The following is a 21,363-nucleotide window of genomic DNA, read 5'->3' as shown; positions in this document are numbered from 1 at the left end:
TGGTGAAACTATCATCTCTTTTGATTGAGGTATTGCTGACAATGATAAAAATACTGGGCAAGCGCTCATCAATTAACGTGCGTAAAGCGCTGTGGACCTGCGAGGAAGCGGGGCTGGAGTATCAGCAGGAGGATTATGGCAGCGGATTCCGGTCGATTGAGACCCCGGAATTTCGCGCGCTCAATCCGAATAGCCTGGTGCCGGTGCTGCTGGATGATGATTTTGTGCTGTGGGAGTCGAACAGCATTTGCCGTTATCTGGCGCGGAAAGCGGGGCGGGACGATCTGCTCCCCGCCGTGCCGCAGGCTGCTGCGGAGGTCGAACACTGGATGGACTGGCAGGCAACCGAGTTTAACAATGCCTGGCGCTACGCCTTTATGGGGCTGGTGCGTAAGGACCCGCGGTTTCAGGACCCGGTGGCGATAAAAGAGAGCATCGCCGCCTGGACCCGCTGCGTGCAGATCGTGAATGCGCAGCTGCAGCAAACCGGAGCATGGATCACCGGCAGCCAGTTTACCCTTGCGGATATTGTGCTTGGCCTGTCGGTGCATCGCTGGAAAATGACGCCGTTCGCGCACCCTGAAATGGCGCAGGTTGAACGCTGGTATATGGCGTTGAACCAGCGTCCGGCCTTTAAGCGCCACGGGAACAATGGCGTGGCGTAGAGATAAAAAGGCGCGCCGGGGAGTCATGCTGGTTAGTTAAGGGCAGTCAGTTGTGTTTATGGCTGCCTGAGCGGTTCCGTTAATCGGTGGTGATGGTGGATTTTTCGTTTTACCTATTTGATTCAGTGGCCTGTTCCGTTCACGGTTAATACGAGGATATTCTTCATATGCATTGCGTGTGAACGGCCAGGGGGACGTTTCGCTCGTCCCCCTGGACCCCCGGCATGGCGCTGAAAACCTGCCGCTGCGCGGTCCGCTCCACTCCGGCTTCATCTGGCGGACCGGCTGAGACGCGGCATCCTTGCCGCGACTCAGCCTCTGGCCGCCCACTGGCCGCCGTCCTGGCGGCCAGTCCTGGATGCGCGCCTGCGTTCTCGCCAGGTTTCCTTGATGCGCCAAACCCCTTGCGGTAAGCCTGAGCTGAAATGGTAACTCCCCAGTCGCTGTAGGCCAGAAAAAATCGACGATGTCGTCAGTCTTGTAGCCGTATCGCGCTTTCACCATAACCACCGAAAAAGCGATTACCGTTGACCAATAAAACAGAAGACAACGCCGGTGACTCGCTTAACCGATCGGCACTACTCCGGTGAGCGTCTTTTGAGTGCCAGATCATAGGATGACGAGCGTTTTAGCGCATGGTCACAAACTCTTCCGCCGCCGTCGGGTGGATCGCCACCGTATTGTCGAAGTCTTTCTTGGTTGCGCCCATCTTCAGCGCCACCGCAAAGCCCTGCAGCATTTCATCCATACCGAAGCCGATGCCGTGAATGCCGACAATTTTCTCTTCCGGGCCGACGCAGACCAGCTTCATGCGGCACGGCTGACGGTGCGAGGTTACGGCGGTATACATGGCGGTAAAAGAGGATTTATACACTTTTACCGCGTCATCGCCGTACTGTTCGCGCGCCTGCGGTTCAGTTAAGCCGACGGTGCCGACAGGTGGATGGCTGAAGACCACGGTCGGGATGTTGCTGTAATCCAGATGTTCGTCCGGTTTGTGGTTAAACAGACGCTCGGAGAGGCGACGGCCGGCGGCCACGGCTACCGGAGTCAGCTCAACGGCACCAGTATTATCGCCAACGGCGTAGATGCCCGGAACGTTAGTATTCTGGAACTTATCGACGATGATGTAGCCTTTGTCGTTGGTCTCTACGCCGGCTGCGGCCAGGTTGATGTTATCGGTCGCCGGTTCGCGGCCAATCGCCCAAATCAGGCAGTCGACGGTCTGGCTGCGGCCATCTTCCAGCTCCAGAGTCAGGCTGCCATCAGCGTTCTTCACCACCGCTTTCGGAATGGCGTTGGTATGCAGTTCCGGGCCTTCAGCGTTCATTACCTCAACCAGCGTTTCAACGATCAGCGGATCAAAGCTGCGCAGCGGCGCGTGTTTGCGCACGAACAGATGAGTTTCCGCGCCCAGACCATTAATCACCCCGGCCAGCTCAACGGCGATATAGCCTGCGCCAACCACCGCAACGCGTTTTGGCAGCGCCGGAAGCGCGAAGAAACCATCTGAATCGATACCGTACTCGACGCCCGGAATATTCGGATGGCTCGGGCGTCCGCCGGTGGCGATCAGGATATGATCGGCGGTAATGGTTTCGCCATTCACTTCCACAGTTTTCGCATCGACAAAGCGGGCGAAACCTTTAATCACGTCGACCTTGTTTTTGCCCAGCACGTTATCGTAGGAGGTGTGAATACGATCGATATAGGCGCTGCGGCTGGCGACCAGTTTCTCCCAGTCAAAGTGATTGATGGTGGCGTCAAAGCCGTAATCCGGGCCATACAGATGGATTGCTTCGCGGATTTGCGCCGCGTGCCACATCACTTTCTTCGGTACGCAGCCGACGTTAACGCAGGTACCGCCCAGATCTTTGGCTTCAATCAGCGCGCACTTCTGGCCGTACATTGCCGCACGGTTGATGGAGGCGATACCGCCGCTACCGCCGCCGATAGCGATGTAGTCATAATGTTTGGTCATGGCTCTGGTCCTTAATGATTGAATGGCCGCGATTGTAGCGCGAGGCGTAAAAGGTTCCACCGATGGTTGCGATTACTCAGGCACGATCCAACTGACGGTCGCATGGCCGATGCCGGTCGGCACCAGCGTTTTATGCAGCCACGGCAGAACGTTGTTCATCTGTTGCTCCAGCTTCCATGGCGGATTGATCACAATCATCCCGGAGGCGGTCATCCCGCGCTGGTCGCTGTCCGGGCGTACCGCCAGCTCGATTTGCAGAATTTTGCGAATGCCGGTGGCTTCTAACTCTTTGATCATACGCTTAATTTGTGCCCGTAAGACCACAGGATACCATAGCGCGTAGGTGCCGGTGGCAAAGCGTTTGTAGCCTTCATGAATACCGGTTACCACCGCCTGGTAATCGGTTTTTATTTCGTAAGGCGGGTCGATAAGCACCAGCCCACGGCGGGAAACCGGCGGCAGCTTCGATTTAAGCTGTTGGTAGCCATCGGCTTTTTCTACCCGGGCGCGATTGTCTTTCTGAAACTCGGCACGCAGCAGCGGAAAATCGCTCGGGTGCAACTCGGTCATCTGCAGGCTGTCCTGCTCGCGCAGCAGCTGGCGGGCAATCAGCGGCGAGCCTGGGTAGTAACGCAACTGGCCGCTGCGGTTGAAGTGCTGCACAACGGAAATATAGGGTTCCAGCTCGGCGGGCAGATCATCCTGCTGCCAGATGCGGGCGATACCGTCGAGATATTCGCCGGTACGCTCGGCGTGTTCTCCGCTCAGCTGATAGCGACCAGCGCCGGCGTGGGTGTCCAGATAGAGAAACGGTTTTTCTTTCTCTTTGAGTGATTCAATGATCAGGCTCTGAACGGTATGTTTAAGCACGTCGGCGTGGTTGCCTGCGTGAAAGCTGTGACGATAACTGAGCATGGATACGGTGATTCCGGGAATTAAACAAGATAACCGGTAGTTTACCGCAGATCCGCCTCGATTACCGCTGTGGCGCCGTCTTGTTTCGATTCTGGCTAAAGCGTTGCAAAACATAACGCTGTCATAAAAGTGTCAAACGGTGGCGTTAGCGTTGCTGGCAGGCAAGGTAATTATTTGAATATACCCGTCATACTTCAAGCTGCTTATGTGTTGGCTACGCTCGTTCACCTCAGTCACATAGTTATCTGTGCTCCTGGGGAATCACTCCCTTGCCGCCTTTAAGCAACGCGAATTATTTAGGATATAAAGGAAAAATAATGAAACTGCAAATCTCACTGCTGGCATCGGCGTTAATCCTGGCGCTGCCGGTTCTGGCGAAGGATATCCCGTTGAATCAGGCGGCGGCAATCGCCAACAGCGTGACGCCAGCCGCCGCCAGCCCGGCCTTTGACGCGCTGGAGAACCAAAGCCTGGCGCAGTTGCGTAACGCGCTGAAGGGTGATGCGCCAACGCTCACTCGCGATCGGTTGAAACACGCCAGGCAGAGTAAAATTCAGGCGGATAAAGCGTGGCTAAAAGCCAGCGGCTATGACTTCCAGGTTAAAGCCAACCAGCAGGCGGGGATCGCTCTTCTTTCGGCGTTCAGCACGCTGCCGAAGACGGTGATACAGCAAAACCTTGAGACGGTCACCGCGATTAACCGCGATGCGGTACAAACCACCCGCCATCAGGCGCTGGCGGATGCCGAGGGCATCAGCTATCTCTATTTTCTCAGCGATGCAATGGGTCCGCGTCTCGGAAAAGCTTTCCTCTCCGCCTACGATAAAGGCGAACTCAGCAAGGCGGCGGCGCTGATTAAAGCCTCCGAAGTGAGTACCGGAGCGGCCAAAAAACACTTTAACAACCCGCGCCCGTTTCTGATTCAGGGCAATACCATCCATCTGGTGCCGGATGATGTGGTGGTGAAGGATAACAAACCCTATACCGCAGACGGTGGTTCGTTCCCGAGCGGGCACACGAATACCGGTTATACCGATGCGCTGCTGATGGCGGAGATGATCCCTGAGCGGTTTGACGCACTGGTGACCCGCGGCGCGCGTTACGGTTACTCGCGTATCGTGTTGGGCGTGCATTATCCGCTGGATGTGATGGGGTCGCGGATGGTGGCGCAGCGTAATGTCGCGCACTATCTGAATGACGCTAAGTACCGCGCATTGTTCAATGAAGCTCGCGATCAACTACGCACAGCGCTGGCGAAGGAGTGCGGCATGACGCTGGCGGAGTGTGCAAAGGCGCCAGCGAAGGATGATCCGTACCGCGACCCGGCAATGCGCGATTTTTATCGCTTTACTATGACCTACGATTTGCCGCAGCAGAAGGGTGAAAAGCCGCGCCTGAAGGTGCCGGAGGGAGCGGAAGTGTTGCTGGAGTCTGCGTTGCCGACGTTGTCCGCCGCGCAGCGTCGGGCGCTGATGGTCAAAACGGCTTTGCCTGCGGGATATCCGCTGTCGGGTGAAACCAGCGACCAGCAGTTCTGGCAGCGGTTGAATTTGCCTGCGGCATACGAGATGGCGGTCGGCGCGCATTGAAAACAGAGGGGACGGCGTTCCTGCCGGGCGGCGGCCAGCCCGCACGGCGCTTTTGTTGCCCGGCAAGGCGACGTTTAATGCGTGCCGGGCAAGGGGCAGGTTATCGCCGATTTAGCTCTCTTTTGGCGCTTTTACTGCCGGAAGTGCCCGACTGACCGGCACCGGCAGCCAGGCGCGAATCAATAGCCCGCCACGTTCACTGGAACCCAGTTCCAGTTTGCCATTATGGTTATCGATAATGCGCTGGACAATCGCTAATCCCAGCCCGGTTCCGCTGATTGTACGGGCGCTGTCGCCGCGCACAAACGGCTGAAACAGATGCTCGCGCTGCTCCGGTTTAATTCCTGGTCCGTCATCTTCCACCTGGAACCAGGCCCGGTTGCCTTCGCTACCGCTGCTGACTTTAATCCAGCCGTTGCCGTAACGGGCGGCGTTGACCACCATATTCGCCAGCGCGCGTTTGATGGATAGCGGATGCACGCTTAGCAGAATTTCGCCCGGTTGCAGATCGGTGACGATTTCGCGCTCGTAGCCGCTTTCCGCCGCAATCACTTCGCCCAGCACCGAGTTGAGGTCTGCCATCTCCATCGGCATCTCCTGACCGGTACGCAGGTAGTCGATGAATTGTTCGATAATGGCGTTGCACTCTTCGATGTCCTTATTAATGGACTCCGCGAGATAGCCGTCCTCTTCGCTCATCATCTCCGTCGCCAGACGGATACGCGTTAGCGGGGTACGCAAATCATGGCTCACTCCGGCCATCAGCAGCGTCCGGTCGTCCGCCAGTTGCTTCACGCCTGCCGCCATATGGTTAAAAGCGCGGGTTACCGAGCGCACTTCAGAGGCGCCGTATTCGCGCAGGGGCGGGGGAATAATGCCGCGTCCGACCTGAAGCGCGGCATGCTCCAGATCGACCAGCGGCCGGTTCTGAATACGAATAAATAGCCAGGCGCCGCCAATCGCCAGCAGCATAATCGCCAGGGTATAGCGGAACAGCGGCGAAAAGTCGCCCTGATGGATTTCGGTCAGCGGGACGCGCACCCAGATATTGGGCGAGAGCCAGGTTTTCAGCCACACCACGGGGGAGCTTTTATTGACCTCCACCCGCACTTCGGTTGGCCCGCCAAGCTGGTGCGCCATCTGCTGGCTTAAAAATTCATAATGCTGCGCCCAGCGCAGGCCTGCGTCTTCCGCCGCTTCGTTAGAATAGAGCGAAATGCCCAGCTCGCGGTAAATCTCGCGGCGAAACGCCGGCGGCACCACCAGTTGCGTGCCATCTTCCAGTTGCAGCTTATCGGTCATCAGCATACGGACTTCGTAGGCCAGAACCTTATTAAACTGCTGAAGACTCGGCAGAATCGCGAAATTCAGCACCACTAAATAGGTCGTCACCAGGCTGGCGAACAGCAGAGTGACGATCAGTAACAGCGTGCGGGCAAACGAGCTTCGCGGCGAAAAACGCACGCGTTTCATGCCTTAGAACCGTCCGGGACGAATACGTATCCCAGACCCCACACGGTCTGGATATAGCGTGGATGCGCCGGATCTTCTTCCACCATGCGGCGCAGGCGGGAGATTTGCACGTCGATGGAACGCTCCATTGCTGAATATTCACGACCACGGGCGAGGTTCATCAGCTTATCGCGGGACAGCGGTTCGCGCGGATGGCTGACCAGCGCTTTGAGCACCGCGAATTCACCGCTGGTCAGCGGCATCGGCTCATCTTCGCGGAACATTTCGCGCGTACCGAGGTTCAGCTTGAACTTGCCGAAGGCGATCACCGCCTCTTCCTGCGAAGGGGCGCCCGGCAGTTCGTTAGCCTGGCGACGCAGCACGGCGCGGATACGGGCCAGCAGTTCGCGCGGGTTGAACGGTTTCGGGATGTAGTCGTCGGCGCCGATTTCCAGACCCACGATACGGTCAACTTCTTCCCCTTTCGCCGTCACCATAATGATCGGCATCGGGTTACTCTGGCTGCGCAGGCGGCGGCAAATGGACAGGCCATCTTCTCCGGGCAGCATGAGATCCAGCACCATCAGGTGGAAGGATTCACGGGTCAGCAGGCGGTCCATTTGTTCGGCGTTCGCCACGCTTCGAACCTGGAAGCCTTGCTCGGTCAGATAACGTTCGAGTAGCGCACGCAGACGCATGTCGTCATCGACAACCAGAATCTTATAATTCTCTTGCATTGTTTATACTCCCAAAGGTTCACTGCAATTGTCAGTGCGTATTCTCAAAAAAGCCCGGGTCGCTCACCAGCGAAATCTGGTATATATTCCAGGCTAAATTGTTACAAAGCATATTTAACAGCAGCTTAAGTATACATTTAAGCATAAGCCACATTATTTATCCTGTTGGTATTATTACGTGCGATGAATTGTGCGTAGCATGGTACAACGATCTGCAATCAGGAGCCGGAACCTGCGATGAGAACGCCGCTGATCACCCGTGAAGGGTATGAGAAACTAAAAAAAGAGATGGACACCCTGTGGCGTGAAGAGCGCCCGGAGGTCACGAAAAAAGTGACCTGGGCGGCGAGCCTCGGCGACCGCAGCGAAAACGCTGATTATCAGTACAATAAAAAGCGCCTGCGTGAAATCGACCGCCGGGTACGCTACCTGACCAAATGCCTTGAACATCTGAAAATCGTTGATTATTCGCCGCAGCAGGAGGGGAGAGTGTTCTTCGGCGCGTGGGTGGAAATTGAAAACGATGATGGCGATACCATGCGCTTTCGTATCGTCGGTTACGATGAAATCTTCGGTCGCAAGGATTACATCTCTATCGACTCGCCGATGGCGCGCGCGCTGCTGAAAAAAGCGGTCGGTGATTTAGCGATCGTGAACACGCCCGCCGGTGAGGCGACCTGGTACGTGAACGAAATTGAATACGTTAAATGAGCCCGCAATCCGCGCCGGAACATTCCGAGAGACTGTGGTCGCGGCTGGTATTTTGCCGTGTCAGTCCGTATAACTATGCCCCTGATTTTTGATCCTAAAGATGAATTAACCTCATGATGAATGATTCGCTCTGCCGCATTATTGCGGGTGAACTTCAGGCCAGGGCTGAACAGGTAGAAGCTGCCGTTCGCCTGCTTGATGAAGGGAATACCGTGCCGTTTATCGCACGCTATCGTAAAGAAGTCACTGGCGGTCTGGATGACACGCAGTTGCGTAATCTGGAAACCCGCCTGGGTTATCTGCGTGAACTCGACGATCGTCGCCAGGCGATCCTCAAGTCCATCGGCGAACAGGGCAAGCTGACCGATGAGCTGGCTAACGCCATCAACGGCACGTTAAGTAAGACCGAACTCGAAGACCTCTACCTGCCCTACAAACCCAAACGTCGCACCCGCGGGCAAATCGCCATCGAAGCCGGACTTGAACCGTTGGCCGACCTGCTGTGGACAGACCCGTCCCACACCCCGGAAACGGAGGCGGCAAAATATATCAACGCTGACAACGGCGTGGCGGACGCCAAAGCGGCCCTCGACGGCGCGCGCTATATCCTGATGGAGCGCTTCGCTGAAGACGCGGCGCTGCTGGCGAAAGTGCGCGATTATCTGTGGAAGAACGCCCATCTGGTGGCGACCGTCGTCAGTGGCAAAGAGGAGGAAGGGGCGAAATTCCGTGATTATTTCGATCATCACGAACCGATCGCCACCGTGCCGTCGCACCGCGCGCTGGCGATGTTCCGTGGCCGCAACGAAGGCGTGCTGCAACTGTCGCTGAATGCCGATCCGCAATTTGATGAGCCGCCGAAAGAGAGCCACTGCGAGCAAATCATCCAGGATCACCTCGGTCTGCGTCTGAACAACGCTCCGGCGGATAGCTGGCGCAAAGGCGTGGTGAGCTGGACATGGCGCATCAAAGTGCTGATGCATCTGGAAACTGAACTGATGGGCTCCGTGCGTGAGCGTGCGGAAGATGAAGCCATTAACGTCTTTGCCCGCAACCTCCATGACCTGCTGATGGCGGCACCGGCTGGCCTGCGCGCGACTATGGGCCTCGATCCGGGCCTGCGCACCGGGGTGAAAGTCGCCGTTGTTGACGGTACAGGCAAACTGGTCGCCACCGATACTATTTATCCGCATACCGGCCAGGCGGCTAAAGCGGCGGTGGCGGTTGCCGCGCTGTGCGAAAAACACAACGTTGAGCTGGTGGCGATTGGTAACGGCACGGCGTCGCGTGAAACCGAGCGTTTCTTCCTTGACGTGCAGAAACAGTTCCCGAAAGTGACGGCGCAGAAAGTGATCGTCAGCGAAGCCGGAGCATCAGTGTATTCCGCTTCCGAACTGGCGGCGCTGGAGTTCCCGGATCTGGACGTTTCGCTGCGCGGCGCGGTCTCTATCGCTCGTCGTCTGCAGGATCCGCTGGCGGAACTGGTGAAAATCGATCCGAAATCCATCGGCGTCGGCCAGTATCAGCACGACGTCAGCCAGACCCAGCTTGCCCGTAAACTGGATGCCGTTGTGGAAGACTGCGTAAACGCCGTCGGCGTCGATCTGAACACCGCGTCCGTGCCGCTGCTCACCCGCGTGGCGGGCTTAACGCGCATGATGGCGCAGAATATCGTCGCCTGGCGTGATGAAAACGGTCAGTTCCAGAATCGCCAGCAGTTGCTGAAAGTGAGCCGCCTGGGGCCGAAAGCGTTTGAGCAGTGCGCGGGCTTCCTGCGTATCAATCATGGCGATAACCCGCTGGATGCCTCAACCGTGCACCCGGAAGCCTATCCGGTGGTTGAGCGAATTCTTGCCGCGACCCAACAGGCGCTAAAAGACCTGATGGGCAACAGCAGCGAGTTGCGCAATCTGAAAGCGGTGGATTTTACCGATGATAAATTCGGCGTGCCGACGGTGTCCGACATCATCAAAGAGCTGGAAAAACCGGGGCGCGACCCGCGTCCGGAGTTTAAAACCGCGCAGTTCGCCGATGGCGTGGAGACGATGAACGATCTGCTACCGGGGATGATTCTTGAAGGCGCGGTCACCAACGTTACCAACTTCGGCGCGTTTGTCGATATCGGCGTCCACCAGGATGGTCTGGTACACATCTCTTCCTTGTCGAATAAGTTCGTTGAAGACCCGCACACGGTGGTCAAAGCGGGCGATATTGTGAAGGTCAAAGTCATGGAAGTCGACCTGGCGCGTAAGCGCATCGCCCTGACCATGCGTCTGGACGAACAGCCGGGCGAAACCAGTGCCCGCCGCGGCGGCGGCAATAACGAGCGCTCTCAGGGTAATCGTCCGGCAGCGAAAGCGGCGAAGCCGCGCGGTCGCGACGCGCAACCTGCGGGCAATAGCGCGATGATGGACGCGCTGGCCGCAGCAATGGGTAAAAAACGCTAACCGCTTCCCGGCCTCTCTCGCTGAGGGGCCGATTTCCCTCAGCGCTTCACCCTGTTGCGTACACAATTATTAATATTTTCTTATAATCTATTAATAAATATGCGTTGCGCCTGATGATTCAGGAAAAATTATCATTTTCATTTTGTTAACTAACTAAACCATAATTAAACATTGTGTCATTAAGAAAAATGATTAACCCGGTGGCCGTTACAAAATAGAGTTTGCTCAATATCAACAAAAGCTCAATTTCCTGTTTAAAAATAGCGTCAATCGTATTATATGTATTGATGATAAAAACTATTCTCATTATCATTATTTACAGTAATTATTCTGATTCCTTGTTATCTATGCCCTAAATAATTCGAGTTGCGTGACAAACCGGCGAGCCGTTTTGAACAGCGCTTACGCTGGCTCCGAAGGCGTGAGGCCGTAGGCCAGGTCATCCGCAGCCAACGCATATGCAGCTTGAAGTATGACGGGCACATGCCCCTGGGGCGGCACCTCCGCATATACGGAGTACTCTCTTTCGGTTAGCGATATATAAGTAGGTCCTATGCAATTCACTCCTGATAGTGTGTGGAAAATCACTGGTTTCTCCCGCGATATTAGTCCGGCTTATCGGCAGAAATTACTCTCTCTTGGGATGTTGCCGGGTTCTTCTTTTAGTGTGGTGCGGGTCGCGCCGCTTGGTGACCCTATTCATATTGAGACCCGACGCGTTAACCTGGTATTACGTAAAAAGGATCTTGCATTAATTGAACTGGAAGCGGTTGCACAATAATGTCTGACCGGTACTAAGAGCATGAATATGAAAAAATTAACCATTGGTTTAATTGGTAATCCTAATTCCGGTAAGACAACATTATTCAACCAGCTTACCGGCGCGCGTCAGCGCGTCGGCAACTGGTCGGGGGTGACCGTTGAGCGTAAAGAAGGGGGATTCAATACGACGGATAGTCGGGTCACGCTGGTTGATCTTCCCGGAACCTATTCTCTCACCACCATCTCTTCACAAACCTCGCTGGATGAGCAAATTGCCTGTCACTATATTCTTAGTGGCGATGCTGACATGCTGATTAACGTGGTCGATGCGTCGAATCTGGAGCGAAACCTCTATCTGACCCTGCAACTGCTGGAACTCGGTATTCCCTGCGTGGTTGCGCTGAATATGCTGGATATTGCGGAAAAGCAGAACATCCGTATCGATGTCGATGCGTTGGCCGCTCGTCTTGGGTGCCCGGTTATTCCCCTGGTTTCCACGCGTGGGCGAGGTCTCGACACCTTAAAAATGGCTATCGACCGTCATCAGCAAAATCAGTCCATTGAGCTGGTGCACTATCCGCAACCGCTGCTGGATGAAGCAGATAAGCTGGCACAGGTTATGGCGCAGGATATTCCCCAGCGTCAGCGCCGTTGGCTGAGTCTGCAGATGCTCGAAGGCGACATTTATAGCCGTGCCTATGCTGGTGATGCCGCCCATAAACTGGATGTCGCTCTGGCGCATTTGAATGACGCGCTGGACGATCCGGCGCTGCATATTGCCGATGCCCGTTACCAAAGTATTGCCGCGATTTGCGATGCGGTCAGCAATACTCTGACCGTCGAACCCAGTCGTTTTACTGTGGCGATGGATAAAATTATCCTCAACCGCTTTCTTGGGCTGCCGATTTTTCTGTTTGTCATGTATCTGATGTTTTTACTGGCGATCAATATCGGCGGCGCGTTACAGCCGTTCTTCGATGCCGGTTCCGTGGCCATCTTTATCCACGGCATTCAGTGGATTGGCTATACGCTGCATTTCCCGGACTGGTTGACGGTCTTTCTTGCCCAGGGGATTGGCGGCGGTATCAACACCGTGCTGCCGCTGGTGCCGCAGATCGGCATGATGTACCTGTTTCTCTCTTTCCTTGAAGATTCCGGTTATATGGCACGGGCGGCGTTTGTAATGGACCGTCTGATGCAGGCGCTGGGGCTACCGGGAAAATCCTTTGTGCCGCTAATTGTTGGTTTTGGCTGTAACGTACCGTCGGTGATGGGCGCGCGTACGCTTGATGCGCCGCGTGAGCGCCTGATGACCATTATGATGGCGCCGTTTATGTCCTGCGGCGCGCGGCTGGCGATTTTTGCCGTTTTCGCTGCCGCCTTCTTTGGGCAGGATGGCGCGCTGGCGGTCTTCTCGCTGTATGTACTGGGGATCGTGATGGCGATTGCCACGGGTTTAATGTTGAAACACACCATTATGCGCGGCGAAGCTTCACCATTTGTGATGGAACTGCCGGTGTATCATGTCCCACACGTGAAAAGCCTGATTATTCAGACCTGGCAGCGCCTGAAAGGCTTTGTGCTACGGGCGGGTAAAGTCATCGTCGTTGTCAGTATCTTCCTTAGCGCGCTGAACAGCTTCTCGTTAAGCGGGAAGGTGGTCGATAACATTAACGATTCGGCGCTGGCATCGGTCAGCCGTATCATCACCCCCGTGTTTAAGCCGATTGGCGTACATGACGATAACTGGCAGGCGACCGTCGGCCTGTTTACCGGCGCGATGGCGAAGGAAGTGGTGGTGGGGACGCTGAATACTCTCTACACCGCGGAAGATATCCAGAATGCGGAGTTTGATCCGCAGGCGTTTAACCTTGGCGATGAGCTGCTGGCCGCAGTGGATGAAACCTGGCAGAGCCTGAAGGATACGTTCAGCCTGAGCGTGCTGGCGAACCCGATAGAAGCCAGCAAAGGCGATGGCGAAATGGAAACCGGCGCGATGGGGGTGATGAGCAGCAAATTCGGCAGCGCGGCGGCGGCATACAGCTACCTGATTTTCGTTCTGCTCTATATTCCCTGTATTTCGGTGATGGGGGCGATTGCTCGCGAATCGAGCCGTGGCTGGATGTCCTTCTCCATTTTGTGGGGGCTGAATGTCGCCTATTCGATCGCCACGTTGTACTACCAGAGCGTCAGCTTCAGCCAGCATCCGCGCTATAGCCTGGCGTGCATTCTGGCGGTGATCGTGTTCAATATTGTGGTTTTTGGCCTGTTGCGCAGAGCGCGTAGCCGGGTGGAGATTTCGCTGCTGGCGACGCGAAAAACCCCATCCTCCTGCTGCCATAGCCCGGCTGGCGATTGCCACTAAGGAGCGATAATGGCGTCGTTAATTGACGTTCGTAATATGCTGGCCCTGCAAGGGCGGATGGAGGCAGAGCAACTGAGCGTTCGCCTGCACACGCCACAGCCGTTAATTGATGCCATGCTGCTCCGCCTGGAAGCGATGGGTAAAGCGGTAAAAATGACGGAAGATGCCACGGGCTGCCTCTCCGGCAGTTGTAAAAACTGCCCGGAAGGCAAGGCCTGTCTGCGAGAGTGGTGGTCGCTACGCTGATCAGGCGACGGTACCGCTCCGTGCGGTAACCCGGAGGCGCAGTTCGCCGCCTCCGGGTAGCCATGTACATGTAAAAGAGCCAATCACCGTAACAGGCTACGTATTGCGGCCCAGCTTTTTATCCCATTCAGCTAAACACAATGTTCCCACTGATTCTTCAGCGCCACCAGTGGGGCACAAAACGCCTGTGGATGGGAAATAAACGGCGCATGAGCGGCTTTATCGAAGATGATCGACGCACTTCCCGGCCACATGGCGTCGAGAAGCGGGATGATTTTACGCGGGACCAGACCATCCAGACGACCATACATGCGCAAAAACGGCATGGTGAGCGTCGTCAACGGCTGGCGTAAATCGGCGGTTTTGAGGATCTCCAGCCCGCCGTTTAATACCTCCGGCGATGGCATCGGCAACGACAGCACGGCACTTTTCAATGCCCTGGCGTCCTGACGGGCGCTCTCGGTGCCCAGGGTTTGCAGCGCCAGAAAACGTTCCACGGTACGCTGAAAATCTTCGCTGAGCTGCTGCTGGAAACCGCTCAACACGTCGGGTTTAATTCCTGGCCAGCCCGCGTAAGCGCTAAAACAGGGAGAAGAAGCGACGGTGACCAGCGCCTGTACGCGTTCCGGATAAGTTAATGCAATCTGGCTTGCAACCAGCCCGCCCAGGCTCCAGCCGAGCCAAATCGCTTTCTCTGGCGCGTTGGCCAGCACCCGCTGCGCCATCTCCTCCAGCGACAGGGTGCCAAAACCGCCGCTGCGGCCATAGCCCGGAAGGTCGACGAGGTGCAGTGTAAAATGCGAGGCCAGTTGCGGCGCGATGCAATCCCACACCTGGGCATTCAGCCCCCATCCGTGCAGCAGCACAAGATGACAGTTTCCTTCACCAGCGGTTTGCCACCAGATCTCTTTCATCAGTTACTGTTCTCTTTCCACAATATGAGGGGAAATATGCTAACAGCACACAGCTTATGCTGGCTATGTCAAATGCCGCTGGCCATCGCCCGCTGGGGAATCTGCTCACGCTGCACGTCAGCGCTGCGGGTTTCTGTGCCGCTCTGCCCGCAGTGTGGTCTGCCGGCTCAGGCAAGCGCGTTGCCCTGTGGACGATGCCTGCAAAAACCGCCGCCATGGCAGCGGCTGGTGACCGTCAATGACTATTGTCCGCCACTGAGCCGCCTGATTCACCAGTTGAAATTTCATCATCGGCCTGAACTGGCGCCGGCGCTGGCGCGTTTGCTCCTGTTGCGAATCTATCACAGTCGGGTTCTCCCTCGTCCGGACCGGATTATTAGCGTCCCGCTCTGGCAACGGCGCCAGTGGCGGCGGGGGTTTAATCAAAGCGATCTGCTGTGCCGTCCGCTGGCGCGCTGGACAGGCTGCGCCTGGCGTAGCGATGCGCTAACACGCCAGCGTCGTACTGCCAATCAACATCAGCTCAGCGCCAGATTGCGTAAACAGAACCTGAAAAACGCCTTTCAGCTTGAATTGTCGGTGCAGGGTCACCATATCGCCATTGTGGATGATGTCGTCACAACCGGAAGTACCGTCGCTGAGATATCCCGCCTGCTTTTGCGAAACGGCGCCGCGACGGTTCAGGTATGGTGTATATGCCGTACCTTGTAGACCCCTGCTGATGGGCGTATTATAACCCAGTAAAATAGTCAACTATTAGGCCAACGCTATGATCCGTATTTCCGATGCTGCACAAGCGCACTTTGCCAAACTGCTGGCAAATCAGGAAGAAGGGACGCAAATTCGCGTATTTGTGATCAATCCCGGTACCCCAAACGCCGAGTGCGGTGTTTCCTATTGCCCGCCGGATGCGGTGGAAGACAGCGATACTGCGCTGAAGTTTGAGCAACTGACCGCTTATGTCGATGAACTTAGCGCGCCGTACCTTGAAGACGCTGAAATTGATTTTGTTACCGACCAGCTTGGCTCGCAGCTGACGCTGAAAGCGCCAAACGCCAAAATGCGCAAAGTGTCTGACGATGCGCCGCTGATGGAGCGTGTCGAGTACCTGTTACAGTCGCAGATTAACCCGCAGCTAGCCGGTCACGGCGGGCGCGTATCGCTGATGGAAATCACCGAGGACGGGCTGGCGATTCTGCAATTCGGCGGCGGCTGCAACGGCTGCTCGATGGTGGATGTCACCCTGAAAGAGGGGATCGAGAAGCAATTGCTGAACGAATTCCCGGAACTGAAAGGCGTGCGCGATCTGACCGAGCACCAGCGCGGCGAGCACTCCTACTACTAGGCTGTTTCCCACAGGATTACGGAACACAGCCTGGACCCTCCCGGCCCAATAGCCTCTTCGCTGTTGGGCTGTTTTTTGCGTTACCGCACAACATCCCCGCCAGACATCTCTGCAAAAACCGGGCAAAGAGCATGACTTAAGTCTCATATTTGACATTTTTACCGGCAAAGTGATTCTCAAACTTTATATGTTACCCGTATCATTCAAAACAGATGCCATAGGTTAAAAAATAGTCGGCTATCCTTTCTCTGGGTAAGGATAACGCCAGGTTTTATGGCACCAGACATTTTTTGTTCCTGTTGGAACGGATGAAGTCATTGTTGAAACTATAACGTTACCCATAACAAATTAAGGCCAGGTAAATCATGCCATTAGTCATCGTTGCTATCGGTGTTGCCCTGTTATTATTGTTGATGATCCGTTTCAAGCTTAACGGATTTATCGCTCTGGTTCTGGTGGCGCTTGCCGTCGGGCTCATGCAGGGCATGCCTCTGGATAAAGTGATTGTCTCCATCAAAAACGGCGTTGGAGGAACCCTCGGCAGCCTTGCGCTGATCATGGGCTTCGGCGCTATGCTCGGGAAAATGCTGGCGGACTGCGGTGGGGCGCAGCGTATCGCCACGACTCTGATTGCTAAATTTGGTAAACAACATATTCAGTGGGCGGTTGTACTGACCGGTTTTACCGTCGGTTTTGCCCTGTTTTATGAAGTCGGCTTTGTGCTGATGCTGCCGCTGGTCTTTACCATCGCCGCATCAGCCGGTATTCCGTTGCTCTATATCGGCGTACCGATGGCGGCCGCGCTCTCCGTAACCCACGGCTTCCTGCCTCCACACCCAGGGCCAACGGCGATTGCCACCATTTTCCATGCGGATATGGGTAAAACGCTGCTGTTTGGTACAATTCTGGCGATCCCGACGGTGATTCTGGCCGGTCCGGTTTATGCGCGCTTCCTGAAAGGGATCGATAAACCGATTCCGGAAGGCCTGCATAACCCGAAAACGTTCACCGAAGAAGAGATGCCAGGCTTTGGCGTCAGCGTCTGGACCTCTCTGGTCCCGGTTATTCTGATGGCGACGCGCGCCGTGGCTGAGATGGTGCTGCCGAAAGGTCATGCCTTCCTGCCGATTGCCGAGTTCTTTGGCGATCCGGTAATGGCGACGCTGATCGCGGTGCTGATAGCGCTGTTTACCTTCGGCCTCAATCGTGGGCGTTCAATGGAGCAGATTAACGACACGCTGACGTCTTCGATCAAAATTATCGCCATGATGCTGCTGATTATTGGCGGCGGCGGCGCTTTCAAGCAGGTGCTGGTCGATAGCGGTATGGACAAATACATCGCCTCTATCATGCATGAATCCAATATGTCTCCGCTATTTATGGCCTGGTCGATCGCCGCGGTACTGCGTATCGCGCTGGGTTCGGCGACCGTTGCGGCTATCACTGCGGGCGGCATTGCCGCGCCGCTGATCGCCACCACCGGCGTGAGCCCGGAACTGATGGTTATTGCCGTTGGTTCCGGTAGCGTTATTTTCTCTCACGTTAACGATCCGGGTTTCTGGCTGTTTAAGGAGTATTTCAACCTGACAATTGGCGAGACCATCAAGTCGTGGTCGGTACTGGAAACCATTATTTCCGTGTGCGGCCTGATTGGTTGCCTGTTGTTGGGGATGGTGGTGTAAGCAGAGGATAAAACAGGCCGGGCGCAGCGAGGCTGTCCCGGCTTTTTAGCCCAGAGCGAAAACTTATCGCAGTAATACCCCGTTCCGGGCGGTGCCCGACATTGAAATTCACCCAACGATCCCCCATTCTAGATCTCATGCTACAGCGCCGGATGTGCGTTTCATTTACCTATTTCAACAGGACTGCGCAATATGACCAATCCATTACTGACGCCTTTTTTATTGCCGCCATTTTCTGCGATCAAACCTGAGCACGTGGTCCCTGCGGTCACCAAAGCGCTGGATGATTGCCGGGCTGTGGTAGAGCGCGCGGTGGCGCAAGGTGCGCCGTACACCTGGGAAAATCTTTGCCAGCCGCTGGCGGAAGTAGACGATGTGCTGGGGCGTATTTTTTCTCCGGTCAGCCACCTGAATTCGGTGAAAAACAGTCCGGAATTGCGTGAAGCCTACGAGCAAACCCTGCCGCTGCTCTCCGAGTACAGCACCTGGGTTGGGCAACATGAAGGGCTGTACAAAGCCTACCGTGATCTCCGTGACGGCGATCACTACGTCACGCTGAATACCGCGCAGAAAAAAGCGGTTGATAACGCGCTGCGTGATTTTGAACTTTCCGGTATTGGCCTGGCGAAAGAGCAGCAGAAACGCTACGGTGAAATCGCCGCGCGCCTGTCTGAGCTGGGTAACCAGTACAGCAACAATGTGCTTGACGCGACCATGGGCTGGACGAAGCTGGTGACCGATGAAGCGGAACTCGCCGGGCTGCCGGAAAGTGCGCTGGCCGCTGCGAAAGCGCAGGCTGAAGCGAAAGGACAGGAAGGCTATCTGCTGACGCTGGATATCCCGAGCTATTTGCCGGTGATGACCTACTGTGATAACCAGGCGCTGCGTGAAGAGCTTTATCGCGCCTATTCAACCCGCGCCTCTGACCAGGGACCGAATGCCGGGAAATGGGATAACAGTCCGGTGATGGCGGAAATTCTTGCCCTGCGCCACGAACTGGCGCAACTGCTGGGTTTCGACAGTTATGCCTATAAGTCGCTGGCCACCAAAATGGCGGAAAATCCGCAGCAGGTGCTCGACTTCCTGACCGATCTGGCCAAACGCGCCCGTCCGCAGGGCGAGAAAGAGCTGGCGCAACTGCGTGCATTCGCGAAAGCGGAATTTGGCGTTGATGACCTGCAGCCGTGGGATATTGCTTACTACAGTGAAAAGCAGAAGCAGCATCTTTACAGCATCAGCGATGAACAACTGCGCCCGTATTTCCCGGAAAACAAAGCCGTTAATGGCCTGTTCGAAGTGGTTAAGCGCATTTATGGTATTACCGCGAAAGAGCGTACCGATGTCGACGTCTGGCATCCGGAAGTCCGCTTCTTCGAACTGTACGATGAACACAATGCGCTGCGCGGTAGCTTCTACCTTGACCTCTATGCGCGCGAACACAAACGCGGCGGGGCATGGATGGATGACTGCGTCGGCCAGATGCGCAAGCTGGACGGTTCGCTGCAAAAGCCGGTGGCGTATCTGACCTGTAACTTTAATCGCCCGGTCAACGGTAAACCGGCGCTGTTTACTCACGATGAAGTGATCACCCTGTTCCACGAGTTCGGCCACGGTCTGCACCATATGCTGACCCGTATCGACACCGCCGGGGTTTCCGGCATCAGCGGGGTGCCGTGGGATGCGGTCGAGTTGCCGAGCCAGTTTATGGAAAACTGGTGCTGGGAGCCGGAGGCGCTGGCGTTTATCTCCGGTCATTATGAAACCGGCGAACCGCTGCCGCAGGAACTGCTGAATAAAATGCTGGCGGCGAAAAACTACCAGGCGGCGATGTTTATCCTCCGTCAGCTTGAGTTTGGGCTGTTCGATTTCCGTCTGCATGCGGAATTTATCCCGGAACAGGGCGCGAAGATTCTGGAGACGCTGGCGGAAATTAAGCAGCAGGTCGCGTTGATTCCCGGGCCGTCGTGGGGCCGTTTCCCCCATGCCTTCAGCCATATCTTTGCGGGTGGTTATGCGGCGGGTTACTACAGCTATTTGTGGGCCGACGTGCTGGCGGCGGATGCCTTCTCGCGCTTCGAAGAAGAGGGTATTTTCAATCGCGAAACCGGACAGTCGTTCCTCGACAACATCCTCAGCCGCGGTGGTTCCGAAGAGCCGATGGTGCTGTTTAAACGCTTCCGTGGCCGTGAGCCGCAACTGGATGCGATGCTGGCGCATTATGGGATCAAAGGCTGATTGAGTGAAGATCTGCTTAATTGATGAAACGGGCGCCGGAGACGGCGCCTTATCTGTTCTTGCCACTCGCTGGGGGCTGGAGCAGGATGATGATAATCCGATGGCGCTGGTGATGACGCCAGCGCATCTGGAACTGCGTAAGCGTGACGAGCCGAAGCTGGGCGGCATTTTCGTTGATTTTGTCGGCGGGGCGATGGCTCATCGACGCAGGTTCGGCGGCGGTCGCGGCGAGGCGGTGGCGAAAGCGGTCGGAATTAAGGGCGACTACCTGCCGGATGTGGTCGACGCCACGGCGGGGCTGGGGCGCGATGCTTTTGTGCTGGCTTCCGTCGGCTGTCGCGTGCGGATGCTGGAGCGTAATCCGGTCGTTGCAGCGCTGCTCGACGACGGCCTGGCGCGCGGCTATGCGGATGCGGAAATTGGTTCGTGGTTGCAGGCGCGTTTGCAACTGATCCACGCCTCCAGTCTGACGGCGCTGACCGATATCACGCCGCGTCCGCAGGTGGTTTATCTTGATCCGATGTTTCCCCATAAGCAGAAAAGCGCGCTGGTGAAGAAAGAGATGCGGGTGTTTCAGTCGCTGGTGGGAGCGGATTTGGATGCTGATGGTCTGTTGCAACCGGCGCGTCTGTTGGCGACCAAACGCGTGGTGGTCAAACGCCCGGATTACGCGCCGCCGCTGGCGGATGTCGCGACGCCAAACGCAGTGGTAACCAAAGGTCACCGGTTCGATATTTATGCCGGCACAATGGAATAGGGATTATTTATCCGATGATTTTTGGCTGCAAAATGCCCGCATAAGCGGGCGTTGGTCATCAGTGAAGTTAAGTAACCCTCTGTTTATTCCTCTTCTTCGTCACGCAGTGGAACAATGAGCATATCGACGTGAACGGTATTGATGAGCTGACGAGCAGAAGACATCAGCTTGCTCCAGAAATCCTGATGATGACCGCAAACCACCAGATCCATATCATATTTTTTAATCGCATCAACGAGAACCTGACCAAGATCGCCGCTACCACTCAGGGTTTCAGTGATCGGATAGCCGGCGTTTGTAGAGAGTTCGTTTAATGCGTGGTGAGTCTCTTCGGAAATGCGTTTCTGCATGTCGCCCAGATTGACATCAATAAGCCCGGTGTAGAGATCGGAGTAATTTACATCCACGTGGATCAGGGAAATTTTTGCATTATAAGGACGAGCCATAGAAACGGCTTTTTCGACCAGAACTTTGCTTTCCGGGGACAGGTCTACTGCAATAAGGATATGTTTATAAGCCATAGTGTTACTCCTTCCATAAGTTGTCGATGACCATTGGAC

Annotated in this window: 18 protein-coding genes; 12 read left to right on the top strand and 6 right to left on the bottom strand. The window is 55.8% G+C overall.

Annotated elements, in window-relative coordinates; genetic code table 11:
* Positions 1–41: 41 nt before the first annotated feature.
* A complete protein-coding gene (locus FE839_RS04280; protein ID WP_138359480.1) occupies positions 42–665 on the top strand; it encodes a glutathione S-transferase family protein in 624 nt (207 codons plus the stop codon).
* 628 nt (positions 666–1,293) lie between these two features.
* Here the strand turns inward: FE839_RS04280 and gorA are convergent.
* Together gorA and FE839_RS04270 are read right to left on the bottom strand one after the other, a co-directional pair.
* Positions 1,294–2,646 (bottom strand): glutathione-disulfide reductase, encoded by a 1,353-nt coding sequence (gorA, locus tag FE839_RS04275; RefSeq protein ID WP_138359478.1) that lies wholly within the window; start codon positions 2,644–2,646, stop codon positions 1,294–1,296.
* 72 nt (positions 2,647–2,718) lie between these two features.
* The gene (locus tag FE839_RS04270; RefSeq protein WP_138359476.1) at positions 2,719–3,561 is read right to left on the bottom strand and encodes a 23S rRNA (adenine(2030)-N(6))-methyltransferase RlmJ; all 843 of its coding nucleotides are present in this window, start codon (positions 3,559–3,561) and stop codon (positions 2,719–2,721) included.
* Positions 3,562–3,878: 317 nt separating this feature from the next.
* Here FE839_RS04270 and FE839_RS04265 point away from each other — a divergent pair, with 317 nt between their 5' ends.
* Positions 3,879–5,150, top strand: a complete 1,272-nt coding sequence (locus FE839_RS04265) for an acid phosphatase (protein ID WP_138359474.1) — start codon at positions 3,879–3,881, stop codon at positions 5,148–5,150.
* A 111-nt stretch (positions 5,151–5,261) separates the two neighbouring features.
* Here FE839_RS04265 and envZ read toward each other — a convergent pair whose 3' ends face one another.
* A complete protein-coding gene (gene envZ, locus FE839_RS04260) occupies positions 5,262–6,623 on the bottom strand; it encodes a two-component system sensor histidine kinase EnvZ (RefSeq protein WP_138359472.1) in 1,362 nt (453 codons plus the stop codon).
* A complete protein-coding gene (gene ompR / locus FE839_RS04255; RefSeq protein WP_001157751.1) occupies positions 6,620–7,339 on the bottom strand; it encodes an osmolarity response regulator transcription factor OmpR in 720 nt (239 codons plus the stop codon). The genes envZ and ompR overlap by 4 nt, the downstream gene beginning before the upstream one ends.
* Before the next feature lie 237 nt (positions 7,340–7,576).
* Here ompR and greB point away from each other — a divergent pair, with 237 nt between their 5' ends.
* The 5 genes from greB (at position 7,577) to feoC (ending at position 13,870) form a co-directional block, all read left to right on the top strand.
* Complete coding sequence (gene greB, locus FE839_RS04250) at positions 7,577–8,050, top strand: transcription elongation factor GreB (RefSeq protein WP_138359470.1); 474 nt, start codon at positions 7,577–7,579, stop codon at positions 8,048–8,050.
* A gap of 113 nt (positions 8,051–8,163) precedes the next feature.
* Positions 8,164–10,497 (top strand): Tex family protein, encoded by a 2,334-nt coding sequence (locus tag FE839_RS04245; RefSeq protein ID WP_138359468.1) that lies wholly within the window; start codon positions 8,164–8,166, stop codon positions 10,495–10,497.
* 553 nt (positions 10,498–11,050) lie between these two features.
* A complete protein-coding gene (gene feoA / locus FE839_RS04240) occupies positions 11,051–11,278 on the top strand; it encodes a ferrous iron transporter A (RefSeq protein WP_138359466.1) in 228 nt (75 codons plus the stop codon).
* Positions 11,279–11,305: 27 nt separating this feature from the next.
* Positions 11,306–13,624 carry a Fe(2+) transporter permease subunit FeoB gene (gene feoB, locus FE839_RS04235; RefSeq protein WP_138359690.1) on the top strand — a complete coding sequence of 773 codons (2,319 nt, stop codon included), beginning with the start codon at positions 11,306–11,308 and terminating at the stop codon, positions 13,622–13,624.
* Between the two features lie 9 nt (positions 13,625–13,633).
* A complete protein-coding gene (gene feoC / locus FE839_RS04230; RefSeq protein ID WP_138359464.1) occupies positions 13,634–13,870 on the top strand; it encodes a [Fe-S]-dependent transcriptional repressor FeoC in 237 nt (78 codons plus the stop codon).
* A gap of 131 nt (positions 13,871–14,001) precedes the next feature.
* Here feoC and bioH read toward each other — a convergent pair whose 3' ends face one another.
* Entirely contained in the window at positions 14,002–14,784 is a 783-nt protein-coding gene (bioH, locus tag FE839_RS04225) for a pimeloyl-ACP methyl ester esterase BioH (protein WP_138359462.1), read from the bottom strand.
* 36 nt (positions 14,785–14,820) lie between these two features.
* Here bioH and gntX point away from each other — a divergent pair, with 36 nt between their 5' ends.
* The 5 genes from gntX (at position 14,821) to rsmJ (ending at position 20,803) form a co-directional block, all read left to right on the top strand.
* Positions 14,821–15,495, top strand: coding sequence for a DNA utilization protein GntX (gntX, locus tag FE839_RS04220; RefSeq protein WP_138359460.1), 675 nt, complete (start codon positions 14,821–14,823; stop codon positions 15,493–15,495).
* Between the two features lie 58 nt (positions 15,496–15,553).
* Positions 15,554–16,129 (top strand): Fe-S biogenesis protein NfuA, encoded by a 576-nt coding sequence (gene nfuA / locus FE839_RS04215; RefSeq protein ID WP_138359458.1) that lies wholly within the window; start codon positions 15,554–15,556, stop codon positions 16,127–16,129.
* 365 nt (positions 16,130–16,494) lie between these two features.
* Positions 16,495–17,811 carry a gluconate transporter gene (gene gntT, locus FE839_RS04210; protein WP_138359456.1) on the top strand — a complete coding sequence of 439 codons (1,317 nt, stop codon included), beginning with the start codon at positions 16,495–16,497 and terminating at the stop codon, positions 17,809–17,811.
* A gap of 192 nt (positions 17,812–18,003) precedes the next feature.
* Complete coding sequence (prlC, locus tag FE839_RS04205; protein ID WP_138359454.1) at positions 18,004–20,046, top strand: oligopeptidase A; 2,043 nt, start codon at positions 18,004–18,006, stop codon at positions 20,044–20,046.
* Positions 20,047–20,050: 4 nt separating this feature from the next.
* Positions 20,051–20,803 carry a 16S rRNA (guanine(1516)-N(2))-methyltransferase RsmJ gene (rsmJ, locus tag FE839_RS04200; RefSeq protein WP_138359452.1) on the top strand — a complete coding sequence of 251 codons (753 nt, stop codon included), beginning with the start codon at positions 20,051–20,053 and terminating at the stop codon, positions 20,801–20,803.
* An 83-nt stretch (positions 20,804–20,886) separates the two neighbouring features.
* On the opposite strand, the gene uspA is transcribed toward rsmJ, so the two are convergent.
* On the bottom strand, positions 20,887–21,324 hold the full coding sequence (gene uspA, locus FE839_RS04195) for a universal stress protein UspA (protein WP_138359450.1): 438 nt from the start codon (positions 21,322–21,324) through the stop codon (positions 20,887–20,889).
* Positions 21,325–21,363 lie beyond the last annotated feature (39 nt).

It is taken from the genome of Klebsiella indica (assembly GCF_005860775.1).
In the GTDB taxonomy this organism is placed as follows: Bacteria; Pseudomonadota; Gammaproteobacteria; order Enterobacterales; family Enterobacteriaceae; genus Klebsiella; species Klebsiella indica.
Note: the sequence above shows the minus strand (reverse complement) of the source record. Positions and strands in the feature narration are given on the sequence as shown.